This is a genomic window from Bradyrhizobium niftali, assembly GCF_004571025.1.
In the GTDB taxonomy this organism is placed as follows: Bacteria; Pseudomonadota; Alphaproteobacteria; order Rhizobiales; family Xanthobacteraceae; genus Bradyrhizobium; species Bradyrhizobium niftali.
Window position 1 is genome coordinate 17112 of record NZ_SPQT01000050.1, and the last position, 11583, is coordinate 28694.

General features: G+C 66.1%; 9 protein-coding genes. 5 read left to right on the forward strand and 4 right to left on the reverse strand.

From position 1 onward, the window contains the following. Nucleotides 1-12: 12 nt before the first annotated feature. The 3 genes from E4K65_RS47965 to E4K65_RS43640 all read right to left on the reverse strand — a co-directional run bounded on the left by E4K65_RS47965 (nt 13) and on the right by E4K65_RS43640 (nt 3743). On the reverse strand, nt 13-1158 hold the full coding sequence (locus E4K65_RS47965) for a GNAT family N-acetyltransferase (RefSeq protein ID WP_167771634.1): 1146 nt from the start codon (nt 1156-1158) through the stop codon (nt 13-15). Nucleotides 1159-1250: 92 nt separating this feature from the next. Beyond that, nucleotides 1251-2630 (reverse strand): O-antigen ligase family protein, encoded by a 1380-nt coding sequence (locus E4K65_RS43635; protein WP_135179344.1) that lies wholly within the window; start codon nt 2628-2630, stop codon nt 1251-1253. A 45-nt stretch (nt 2631-2675) separates the two neighbouring features. Beyond that, a complete protein-coding gene (locus tag E4K65_RS43640) occupies nt 2676-3743 on the reverse strand; it encodes a glycosyltransferase (protein WP_167771635.1) in 1068 nt (355 codons plus the stop codon). Nucleotides 3744-3983: 240 nt separating this feature from the next. Here E4K65_RS43640 and E4K65_RS43645 point away from each other — a divergent pair, with 240 nt between their 5' ends. Continuing rightward, nucleotides 3984-4970, forward strand: a complete 987-nt coding sequence (locus E4K65_RS43645; RefSeq protein WP_167771636.1) for a glycosyltransferase — start codon at nt 3984-3986, stop codon at nt 4968-4970. Between the two features lie 15 nt (nt 4971-4985). Here E4K65_RS43645 and E4K65_RS43650 read toward each other — a convergent pair whose 3' ends face one another. Then, a complete protein-coding gene (locus E4K65_RS43650; RefSeq protein WP_135179346.1) occupies nt 4986-6014 on the reverse strand; it encodes a glycosyltransferase family 2 protein in 1029 nt (342 codons plus the stop codon). A 408-nt stretch (nt 6015-6422) separates the two neighbouring features. On the opposite strand from E4K65_RS43650, the gene E4K65_RS43655 reads away from it, so the two are divergent. The 4 genes from E4K65_RS43655 to galE all read left to right on the forward strand — a co-directional run. Continuing rightward, complete coding sequence (locus E4K65_RS43655) at nt 6423-7223, forward strand: class I SAM-dependent methyltransferase (RefSeq protein ID WP_135179347.1); 801 nt, start codon at nt 6423-6425, stop codon at nt 7221-7223. A 291-nt stretch (nt 7224-7514) separates the two neighbouring features. Continuing rightward, the gene (locus E4K65_RS43660; protein ID WP_135179348.1) at nt 7515-9878 is read left to right on the forward strand and encodes an exopolysaccharide transport family protein; all 2364 of its coding nucleotides are present in this window, start codon (nt 7515-7517) and stop codon (nt 9876-9878) included. Beyond that, nucleotides 9871-10677, forward strand: a complete 807-nt coding sequence (locus tag E4K65_RS43665) for a WecB/TagA/CpsF family glycosyltransferase (RefSeq protein ID WP_135179349.1) — start codon at nt 9871-9873, stop codon at nt 10675-10677. The genes E4K65_RS43660 and E4K65_RS43665 overlap by 8 nt, the downstream gene beginning before the upstream one ends. A gap of 19 nt (nt 10678-10696) precedes the next feature. Beyond that, on the forward strand, nt 10697-11583 hold an 887-nt coding region (galE, locus tag E4K65_RS43670; protein ID WP_135179350.1), incomplete at its 3' end, for a UDP-glucose 4-epimerase GalE.

Sequence of the window (11583 nt, forward strand, 5' to 3'; positions counted from 1 at the left end):
GGGGGGCGCCTGTCACCGCGTGCCCTTGCCGATCGCCCGCGCCGCGACGGCGGCGAGCCTGGGGTGGCGGCGCAGGCCCTGCGCAGCATGGTCGCGCCATGCGTAAGGAGCGCCGCGCCAGGACAGCGCGACGCTGACGTCGGTCAACGGCACCGGCTCGGCGCCGAAGCGGCGCTTGTAGTCCTGGTTGCCGATGCTGAGATCGAAACGGCGCACGCCCTGTGCATGCAGCGCCGCCATGGTGCGTTCGGTGACGAGCAGCCCCGGCGAGCAGCTCGACCATGCATCGCCGGCGTGGCTGATGCGCAGCAGGAAGTAGGTCGCGCCATGCCTGACGCCGAGCGTGGTGGCAACGACGCCCTCGTCGCACACCAGCGCCGAGACGACGGCATAGCCATCCGCAACGCCCTGGCGCGCGACCTCGCGATAGAATCGGGCATGCGTGTCGTCGTTGAGGACGAACCGCGAGCCGAGCTTGCGCATGCGCGCCTGCTGCTGGGCATCCATCACGTCCAGCAGCTCATGCGCGCGCGTGACATCCGTGGCGATCTCGAAGCGCGCGCCGGCATGACGGCCGAACACGCGCCAGCAGCGCGGCATCTGCATGCGCTTGATCGAGGCCAGATAGTCGTCATAGCTGTCGCCCGTCAGCACGAGATTTCCGTTCAGCGAGCTGGATCCGATACGACCGAGCGACACCAGCGGGTTCGGCTTGCCGCCGACATGCGCAGGCATCTTCCTCAGGCGCAGCAGGTCGAAGCGGTCGGGCAAGGCGCAGAGCGCGTCGACCAGCGCCTTGCCGATCATATCCATCGCCGCTTCATCCAACGCCGCATCGAGCGCCAGGATCGGCGCGTTGTTGTCGGAGACGCCGAGGTCGGCGAACTCGACGACGCGGATGCCGCGCCTGATATGGCTGGTCATCGGCACCACCGCGATGTCCTTGCCGGTCGCGGCATCGGAGATCACGGCGATCAGCGGGGCAAGATCGTGAAACGCCTCGTACCAGGCGCCGAGCCAGTAACCATGCTGGAAGGCGGTGCGATGGCCGGCATTCAGGCGCAATGCGGCCTGCCGCCAGTCACGCACGAAATCGACCGCGATTGCCGACGTGCTGGAAACCCGATCATCTGGTTGCTCGACGCTGAGAAACGTCATCCGCGGGTCATGCAGTTACTGAATGTTTCCAGATAGATTACGTTTGCCGCAGACCACAAGTGACGTCGCTGCATATCGTTAAGCCTATGCCACTACGACGGTCCCGACTGCGACAAGCTGTCAGCGCACGGTTCCGTTTGCTCGACGCACTGGAATCTGGCCAGGAAGTGCAGACCGGCCACGGCAAGCGCGAACATGAACCAGATCGGATTCTGCCGTTCGAGCAGGAAGGTCTCGGTGGTCCCGTAATACAGGCCGAACAGCCACACGGTCAGGAACAGTTTTACCAGCGCAGCGCTGCGGTTGTGAGCCTGGGCCGACTGGAAATTGCGGAGCGGCGCGAGCACGAAGACGAGGATGACGAGCAGCAGGCCCGGCAGGCCGATGGTGACCGCGAGGTCGAGATAGCTGTTGTGGCTGTGCGCAGCGGACGTCGCCCATTCGGCGCCCTGGGCGGTCTGCCGCGCCGTCACGTCGTCCCAGAACGCCGCATAGCCGTGGCCGATGATCGGCTTTTCGGCGACGGCTGCGAGCGCAAACTCCCAGATGTCGGAACGGCCGGTGAAACTGGGATCGAGGGGAAGCAATCGAGTCATGGCGCCGAGCGACGGGCTCACGACACTGCCGACCGTCAGCAGGTTCATCACGATCAGCGGCACGAAGCAAATGAGCCGCTTCAGCCACAGGCTCGGTGTGAGACAGACCAGCGAGGCAAGGGCGTAGATCGCAAGGCACAGCACCGACGACGTCTTGCCGCCGGTGAAGATCAGGAAGAGGCCGGCCAGCGCGGCGATCGTCGGTCCCATCACGAACGACCCGGCGCCGCAGAGGTAGATGCCGACATAGACCAGGATGGTCATCACCGGCGATGCGACGTTCTTGTGGCCGAAACTGCCGCGCCAGTCGCCGGCGAGCTGCGGCTCGGTGAGGTCGAGCGCGGTGTGCATGGAATATTGCGGCGCGAGGAAGACGCCGAGATAGCACAGCGCCAGCAGCACGAGCGCGGCAGCACCGAGGCACAGGTTGAAGCTGCGCTGCGTCGGCGGCAGCAATGGCAACAGGACGGCGAGCGACGTCATGCTCGCCGCGAGCACGAAGCGCTGCATTGAAACGCCGCGGCTCTCGGAGAAGACGATGTTGATCAACAGCCAGCCGACGAGGCAGAGATGCAGCGGGGTCACCAGGCTCTTCAGCGCGGGCGCATCCGTGACGGCGACGAACGGCACTGCGACCGCAGCCAGCAGGCCCCAGGAAACATAGGTGAGCGCCATTCGTCCGCCGACGACGGCGGTAACATCGGGATTGCGCAAATCGGGAAACGGATCGAGCGTCACCAGCACGAGGAGCAGGGCCGCAACCGCGACGAGGCCGCGCGCCGCCAGCACGGCATTCAGGCCGGCAAGCCCATCGCGCACGACGCGACCGAACGATCGGGCCTCGACGTCGGTCATATCAGCAGCGCTGCGATCCATGGCTCAAGGCCGGCCTGGTGAACCCGGGGAAGCAAGCGCCAAGTCTTAGCCCATCCCCGTTAACCATCCGTCAACCAGCAGGCCGGTTGCGTCGGACACCTTCTGCTGCCGCGCCACGCTTCGCGCGATCTCGTAATATTGCAGCGCCCGTTGTTCCAGCGTGAGATTGTCGAGCACGAAGCCGCGCGGATCGAACGTGTCAGCGGCGCAGCCGGTCCAGAAATCGTCCCAGCCCGCCTCGAACCCGGCGGTGTCGACGAACCTGGTGCCGCAACGGTGATCCCAGTACGGCACCGACGACACCGGCTCGAACTTCACCCGATGCGGATAATAATCGGGGTCCCGCCACGGCCCGCCAGGATCCCAGGCGAACACCGGCACGCCGCAGGACAACGCCTGCTGATAGGCGATACCCTGGCTTTCGTTCTGGCACAGGAAGATCATCGCGCGCGAACGCGCCAGCGCGGCCTGATAGTCCTCTTCCTTGTAGCTGCCGTAGCGCAGCTCCGTGAACGAGCGCCCCTCCTTCAGGAGCCGGGCACGGACAGGCTCGATCAACCCCGGCGCATAGCGCTCGCGGTCCCAGTGGACCTTGTCGTAGATCAGCACGTCGACGGTCTTCTGCGAAGCGGGCGACGGCGCCCAGAGATCCGTATCGATGCCGACGGGCCAGGCCTCCGTGTCGGGCCAATACGGCCGGTACATGTCGACGTACCATTGGCCGGGCACCACGACCTTCTTCACCGGCAGGCGCTTGAACAGGTCGGGATCGTCGAGCGGATGATTGTGGGCGGCGACGCCGAGCAGGATCGGATTCTTCCACACGAACTTGTCGAGCAGGAAGGTGCGACCGATGATGCAGGCGACTTCCTCGGGATGCTGCGCGATGTAGCGGTAGTCGTTGACGCGGTAGCGGATACCGAGTCGATTGAGCCCTGCGCAGAGATTGAGGAACACGCGAAGCTGCCCGCTCATGCGCGGCTCGCCGAGCAGCATGCGGCGCGCCATGCGCCGCAGATGCCGGTCGCCGGGAAACCAGCGATCGTCCTTGTCCTCGTAGAAGAGGTTGAGGATCATGTCGTCGGGATCGTAGTCGAAAGTCGTTGCGGGCACTGGAATCCATCCGCGGCAGCCGGGTACGCATTCTCGCATGGGACCGGCTGTCGCACTCCTCCAAATTTGCCACAGGCTTAATGCCGTTGGCTTAACGTTGTTCTGCGAAACCCGCCTCGCGCTGGCCTTCCGGGAAACGATTTCGCCGTAATGCGAGTATCATCCGCGGCGGCCACGGTTGCGATCGATCGCGTCTGCAGATGCGCCCTGGTTAACAGACCCTTAAAGACGAGCCGCAGCTTGATCACCGCCGAAGACGTTCTCGATCTACCGGTCAGCTCACGCGTGGCGACGCCAGCGCGCCTTCCGCTGCCTGTGGGCTCGACCACATCGGTGTCCGTCGTCATTCCCGCCAAGAACGTTGCGGCCTATGTCGGCGAAACCATCGCCAGCGCACTGGCGCAAGGCGAGGTGATCGAGGTGATCGTCGTGGACGACGGTTCGACCGATAACACCATTTCGATCGTCCGCGCCATTCGCGACCCGCGGCTGCGCCTGATGACCAACGATTCCGCCGGGGTATCGGCCGCACGCAATCTCGGCGCGCGACATGCCAGCGGCGAGTGGCTGCTCTTCCTCGATGCCGACGACCGCATGCGCCCCGGCGCGGTGGCGGCACTGCTGGCGGCAGCGCGTGGAGCTCCGCGCGCCGTGCTCGTCTACGGCGACTACAACACGATCGACAGCGAGGGACGGCAGATCGGCCGGCGCGACCTCTTGAAAGGACGCCGCAAGCCCTCCGGCGACGTGCTGACGCGGCTCGCGGCCCGCAATTTCATCGTCAATGGCGGCATCGCGCTCGCACGCGCGGAAGCCTTCCGCGCCATTGGCGGCTTCGACACCTCCCTCAGATATTGCGAGGACTGGCACTGCTGGTGCCGCCTTGCCGCGATCGGCGAGTTCGAGTTCGCATCAAAGCTTCTGCTCGACTACCGCCTGCACACGGCCAACACCATGAACGCGGCGATACGGACACCGCAGGATTTCTTCCCGGCGATCGCGCGGGTCTTCGACGACGGGCTGATCCTGGCGAGATTGCCCGCGGGCACGGCCGCCGGGCTGCGGCAGGCGGCCGAGATTCATCTCGTCACCTATTCGGCCATGCAGGCGGTCCGCTTCGGCAGATATCGCGAGGCCTTCACCTATCTCGGGATGGTCGGCCGCCGCTCGTTCAAATCGCTGCCGCGCTCCGCGCTCAGGGTCGCCCTCGCCTGCTTTGGCATCTAGTCCGCCACCACGCCGTCAGGACACGATCTTCGAGGCCTCATAGGGCTTCGGCTCGATGCCGAGCGCCGCGAGCAAGGAGCCGAGTGCGACCATCACGGGATGCATCGCGACGACGGCCTTCGACGTCGCCAGCAGGCGTGCCGCGCGTACTAGAGACAGCGGCAGCCGGCCGAGCATCTGCGCAAACACCCGCACCCGCGCCGCCACGCCCTGCGCGGCCTTGTACTGCACACGGTAGTTGATCGCGCCGATGCGCAAGCCCCGCCTTGCGATCCAGCCGAGACTGGTGCGGCTTTGCGGCACGGTCTCGGTGATGACCGCCTCCGTCGTCCAGTGGAATGTCATTCCGGCATCGCGGCAACGCACGAAGAAGTCGCAATCGCCGCCGCCAAGGAAGTTGAAGCGCAGATCGAAGGCCGGACTGCCGAGCCGGTCGAACGCCGCACGCGTGATCAGACAATTGCCGCAACCATAGATCAGCGGCACCGCGCCGCTGTAGTCGTAGGCAGGGCGGAAGGCGGGATGACGCGAAAGCCAGGGCTGGCTGTCGTCGTCGAAGTCAGGCAGCACGGGCCCGCCGACCACGTCGGCGCCGGTCGCCTCCGCGGTGCGAACCATCAGCTCGAGCCAGTCGGGCGAGGCGATCTCGTCGTCGTCGATCATCAGGAAGCGGGTCGCAGCGGGAAACAGCGCCTGCGCCGTCTCGAACGCAGCGTTGATCGCCTGACAGTTACCCTGCCGCTGCTCGACAAGGCAGATGCCCTGGAGCCGGCCGGCGGCGAGATATTCCGCGGCAACCGGCGCGCTCTCGCGCCGCGCGGCGTCGTTCTCCACCATGACGACAGCGAAGGAGCGCGGGGTTCGCTGGCTCGCGAGCGATTCCAGCGTCAGCCGCAGATGCTGCGGGCGGCGGAAGCAGGGAATGCAGACGACAATGCCGACCGACAGGTCGATGACGCGTGAGCTCGCCGCGATCTCCCGGTTGGGATCGCGCACGGCATCCGAGAGCCGGCTGGCGGACAGATCTGTCGGGATCAGTGTCATGGCGTTCTAGATGCCCGAGATATGTTGAAAAAGCCCTGCGTCAATCGCATGAGCGCCGGTGCCGCCCCGTGAGGACACAGTGCCACGGGACAGATGCGTGCCAAAGTGAACAGCCGGATCGAGGCGCGAAACGGCACCATTCCACGGATCTCTCGACAATGCAGACCTGTCGCCATGCACTTAACCGCTTTCGCGTGTTTTCCCTGCCAATCCATGCGCGCGTGGTACTGCAAGTCGCAGTCCATCCGCCGCGGACGGCGCGGTGGGGACGATACTGTAGTTAACGGCCATGCGCATTAACCCGACCGTAAGCACCGCGGCCTGTGAAGCGTCGCGGCACCAGATTTGCTCTTCGGGCATGCGAGACTTTTCCTGTAAAATTGAGTCGAACAAGCGCGGTCAGAAAATATGAACAAGCCAGCCACGATCGATTTCGCGACAGCCACGGCGATCCAGATCCCCACGGCGACCGCGCAAGCCCAGGCGCTGCACGATCTGGTCCCCGGCGAAGCCCGCGACAGCCTGCTCGCCGTCCACGACGTACTGCGCCGCGAACTGCCGCAGGGCCGGCTCGCCATCTATGAAGCCGGCGGTGGCTCGTGCAGCGTTCTGCCGCCGGAATTGCTGAGCCGCAGCCGGGTCACCGTCGTCGACATCGACGAGGACCAGGTCCGCAACAACACCTACGCGGACGAAGCCATCCTCGGCGACGTGCAGACCTACGCCTTCGGCCGCGAAACCTTCGATCTCGTGATCTGCTACAACGTGATCGAGCATCTGCCCAACGTCGACGCTGCGCTCCTGAACTTTCGCGACGCACTCAAGCGCGGCGGGATGATCCTGATCGGCGCGCCCAATCCGCGCTCGCTGTCCGGCGTCGTCACCAAATACTCGCCGCACTGGTTCCACGTCTGGTTCTACCGGCACATCCGCGGCATCAGGGATGCCGGCCTGCCCGGCGAGCCGCCGTTCCCGACCTTCTTCCATCCGCTGGTGACGTTGCCACGACTCGAAGCGTTCGCGGCCGCCAATGGCCTCGAGATGATCTATCGCCGTGAGGTCGAGAGTCCGCGCTATCCCGAGATGCGCCGGCGCAAGCCGCTGTTCGCAACCCTGGTCGATGCTGGCGCCGCAATGCTGAACGCCGTGCTCCCGCGCGGCACTGATGTCCGCCGCGGCGATTATCACGTCATCCTGCGGAAAAGCTGACGATCATGGCGCGCGCGCGGGCAAACGCAGGACGGGCGGAGCCTCGCGGCCATGCTGCGCGCGGTAACGAACCGTTAATCCCTTGGGGACCCCGGCATCGCGCGTGTCACGGTGACGCGCCGGGAAGCGGCGTGCGCTTAAACGCTTTGTTTGCCATTTCGGTGAATAGTCCCTCAATGCGTATGGTTAATTTTCCCTGTTGCGTTGATTGGGCACCTATATCCCGGGTGCGTGGCAAGAAGCGAAGAGTAACCCCTCAGCCCGCGGCAGTTGGAATGGAAGCTGGGGATCATGCTTGACTACGACCAGCCGATAGATCGAGCCAGACCGGAGGCCCCGCAGCAGAGATCCGAGGCCGGCTTCAGCGTGCTGGAGCTGGTCAGCCTGCTTTGGCGGCGAAAGATCGCGATTGCGGCCGCAGCCCTGCTCGGCGCGACGCTTGCCGTCACCGTCGGCAAGAGCGTGACACCCCGCTACACCGCCACCGCCCAGCTCTATGTCGACCCGCGCGAGCTTCAGCTGGTCGATCGCGAGCTCACGCCGCGTGCCCAGGACGTCTCCGGCATGGCCATGGTGGTGGAGAGCCAGGCGCGCCTGATTACATCCAACAGCGTGCTGCTCCAGGTGATCCAGCAGGCTGGTCTCGACAAGGACCCCGAATTCGGCGGCGGCGGTGATGTCAGGAGCCTGATGTCGTCGCTGCTCGGCCTGATCGGCCTTCAGCCCCGCGCGCCCTCCGCCGCGGAGACGAAGGAAGTGCAGCTCGCGGCGCTCGACGCCCTGAACCGGCACATCACGGTCCGCAAGACCGAGAAGAGCTTCATCGTCGACATCGAGGTCTGGTCGACCGATCCGGCGAAAGCGGCGATGCTCGCCAACACGCTGACCAGCGCCTACCTCGCCGAATCCCGCAACTCGCAGGCTTCGGCCGCGCGACGCGCCACCAACGATCTCTCCGGCCGCCTCAAGGAGCTGCGCGAGCGGTTGCGCAGTGCCGAGACCGTGCTTGCGACCTACAAGGCCCAGAACAATTTCGTCGGCACCCAGGACGCGCTGATCAGCGACCAGCAGCTCTCCGCCAGCAACCAGCGGCTTTCCGCGGCCCGCGCGGCGACGATGGACGCACAGGCGCGGCTCGACCAGATCGAGGCAAGCCGGCGCACCGCTGCCGATGCCGGTGCGAATTCGGAAGCGCTGCAATCGCCAACCATCGCGAACCTGCGCGCGCAATATGCCGACGCACGCAAGAAGTACGCGGAGCAGGCCGGCGAGCTCGGCCCGCGCCATCCGGCGCTGCGCCAGACCGAGAAGCAGGTCGAGGATCTCAAGCGCACCATCAACGAAGAGATCGATCGCTTCGCGCAGTCCGCCAAGAACGATCTGACGCGCGCCCGCGACTATGAGGCGTCGCTGAACCGGGCGCTGGAAGCGCAGAAGCGGCAGAGCGTCCAGCTCAGCCAGGCCGCCGTGCGCCTGCGCGAGCTGGAGCGCGAGGCCGATGCCAGCCGCGACGTCTATCAATCCTTCCTGAAGCGCTCGCGCGAGACCGAGGAGCAGGAGACCCTGAACACCTCGGCGGCCCGCGTCATCGGCGAGGCCACCGTGCCGCAGCGGCGTTCGTTCCCGCCAGCGATGAGCCTGTTCGCCATGATCGGCTTCATCTTCGGCGCGCTCGCGGCTTCGAGCTGGTTCGTCGCCGCCGAGCTCCTGTTCGCCGGCGCGCCGACGCCGGCCCGCCGTGAACGCACGCCGGCGCCGCAAGCTCCCCGAGTTCCAGAGACGACGCGGACTTCGGAGATTGCCGGGCCTCAGCAGGCATCGCGCACCCCGGAAGTCGCGCAGGCCCTGCCGGAACTTGCCGCGCCACCGCTGCAGCCCTCGATGGTCGAAAGGCCCCTGATCGAAAAGCCGCTGATCGCACGCCTGCAGGAGGCCGACGTCATCCACACGTTGGGTGCCATTCTCGCCACCGGCGGCGGCGTTGATCTGACACGGCTCGGCTGGCCGACGTTGCGCCCCGGCTTTCCCCTGACGACGCTGCTCAACGCCTGGCGCGACATGCGCGCCGCGGTCGTCCGGCGTGCCGGCGGCAAGGCGATGCCGGTGATCGCGCTCGTTGGTGCGAGCGAGACCACCGGGCGCAGCGTGACTGCGCTGAATTTCGCACTCGCGGCCGCGCGCGACGGTGCCCGCGTCCTGATGATCGATGCCGACCATCAGGCACGGTCGCTCTCGAACAAGGTCAACCGTCCGGGCAAGAGCGAGCCGAGCGCGCTCGGCTGGCTCTCGATCGGCAGCAAGGCGGCGCGCGAGATCAAGACGGTGAACGGCATCTCGGTGTTGCCGGCCGCCGAAGGCGACGCCGGCAAGGCGACCGAGGCCATCCGCAAGGCGATTTCGCAGGCGCGTGCCGCCGGCGGCTATGACCTCGTGATCCTCGACGGCCCCGCGATGCCGCTCCCGGCCGGCGGCCGCAAGCTGCTCGACGACGCCGACGCACTGGTGGCGGTGCTGCCGACCAGCCTCGACATCAACGACAGCCTCGAAGAGATCTTGAACACGCTCGGCCGCGCCGAGCGCAAGCTCGTCGGCGTCGTGCTCGACGAACTCGCCCCCGCAACCCAGGCGCGTCAGCGAGGCAGACAATATGCTTGAGCGCCGCGTCAATCTGGACGGCCGGGCCGCAACCGCCGACGTGCCACGGATCACTCTCGGCGGCCTTCGCATGGCCGCGCTCGACCTGGAAGCGACCGCCGACTTCATGATCGAGGCGACCGATCCGCGTCATCGCATCGGCCGTCCGTTGCACCTGACCTCGGCCAATGGCGAGGTGCTGGCGCGCTGCTCGACCGAGCCGGAGACCGAACGCCTGTTCCGCGCCGCCGACCTGATCAACGCCGACGGCCAGCCGCTGGTGGCGGCCTCGAAGCTGCAATCCTGGTTCCCGCTGCCCGAGCGCGTCGCGACCACGGACCTGTTCCACGTCGTCGCGCGCAAGGCCGAAACGGTCGGCCGCACCTTCTACATGTTCGGCGCCAGCGAGGACGAGAACGCCGCGGCGGTCGAGAACGTCCGGAAGATGTATCCGAACCTCAAGATCGTCGGGCACAGCCACGGCTATCTGCGCGGCGAGGCCCTGCGCGCGAAGGTCGAGGAGATCAACGCGCTCGCGCCGGACTATCTCTGGGTCGCGCTCGGCGTGCCCAACGAGCAGGCATTCGTGGAGCAATACACGCCGCTGCTGACCAATGTTGGCGTTATCAAGACATCGGGCGGCCTTTTCAACTTTTTGTCGGGCAGCCGGTCCCGCGCGCCGCAATGGATGCAGAAATTCGGACTCGAATGGGCCTGGCGCACCTGGCTCGAGCCACGCCGCCTGTTCTGGCGCTATTTGACCACCAACCCCCGCGCACTCTATCTTCTCTTCAGCCGCAAACGGCCTTCCAATCGCTGAGAGAAGAGTAGAAGACGACATGACCGACCGACCGACCGTCCTCGTCACAGGGGGCGCGGGCTATATTGGCTCGCATGCCTGCCGCGCCCTGACTGCCGCCGGCTATCAGCCCGTCGTTTATGACAATCTCTCGACAGGTCATCGCAGCTTCGTTGCCGGCCCCCTCGTGACCGGGGACCTTCTCGACGGCGCGGCGCTGGCGCGCGCCTTCGCCGATCACAAGGTCAAGGCGGTGATGCATTTCGCGGCGGCGAGCCTCGTCGGCGAATCCATGACCGACCCGCAGAAGTACTACATCAACAATTTGCAGGGCACGCTGTCGCTGCTCCAGGCGATGCGCAACGCCGGTTGCCATCGCATCGTGTTCTCCTCGACCGGCGCCGTCTACGGCAACGCCGATTCCAAGGAGCTGCCGGAAGACTTCCCCTGCGCGCCGATCAATCCCTATGGCGCGTCGAAATGGATGATCGAGCGAATGCTCGCCGATTATCGCGCCGCCTATGGCTTCGGCGCGTTCTGCCTGCGCTATTTCAACGCCAGCGGCGCCGATCCGGCCGGCGGCATCGGCGAACTGCGCGACAACGAGACCCATCTCATTCCGCGGGCCATGATGGCGCTGCAGGGCCATGTCGACTTCGCGGTGTTCGGCGACGACTACGACACGCCCGACGGCACCGCGATCCGCGACTACATCCATGTCACCGACCTCGCCGCCGCGCATGTCGCGGCGCTGAAGCTGCTGGAACAGGGACATGCCGGCGGCAGCTTCAATCTCGGCACCGGCTCCGGCTTTTCGGTGCGCGAGATCCTGGGCGCCATCAGGCAGGAGACCGGGCGCGAGGTGCCGCACACCGTCAAGCCGCGCCGCGCCGGCGATCCCACCTATCTGGTCGCCGACCCCTCCGC

Excerpts from the sequence above, each read along its gene's own strand:
- E4K65_RS47965 (WP_167771634.1), bottom strand. The coding sequence starts at position 1,158 with ATGACGTTTCTCAGCGTCGAGCAACCAGATGATCGGGTTTCCAGCACG.
- E4K65_RS43635 (WP_135179344.1), bottom strand. The coding sequence starts at position 2,630 with ATGGATCGCAGCGCTGCTGATATGACCGACGTCGAGGCCCGATCGTTC.
- E4K65_RS43650 (WP_135179346.1), bottom strand. The coding sequence starts at position 6,014 with ATGACACTGATCCCGACAGATCTGTCCGCCAGCCGGCTCTCGGATGCC.
- E4K65_RS43655 (WP_135179347.1), top strand. The coding sequence starts at position 6,423 with ATGAACAAGCCAGCCACGATCGATTTCGCGACAGCCACGGCGATCCAG.
- E4K65_RS43660 (WP_135179348.1), top strand. The coding sequence starts at position 7,515 with ATGCTTGACTACGACCAGCCGATAGATCGAGCCAGACCGGAGGCCCCG.
- E4K65_RS43665 (WP_135179349.1), top strand. The coding sequence starts at position 9,871 with ATGCTTGAGCGCCGCGTCAATCTGGACGGCCGGGCCGCAACCGCCGAC.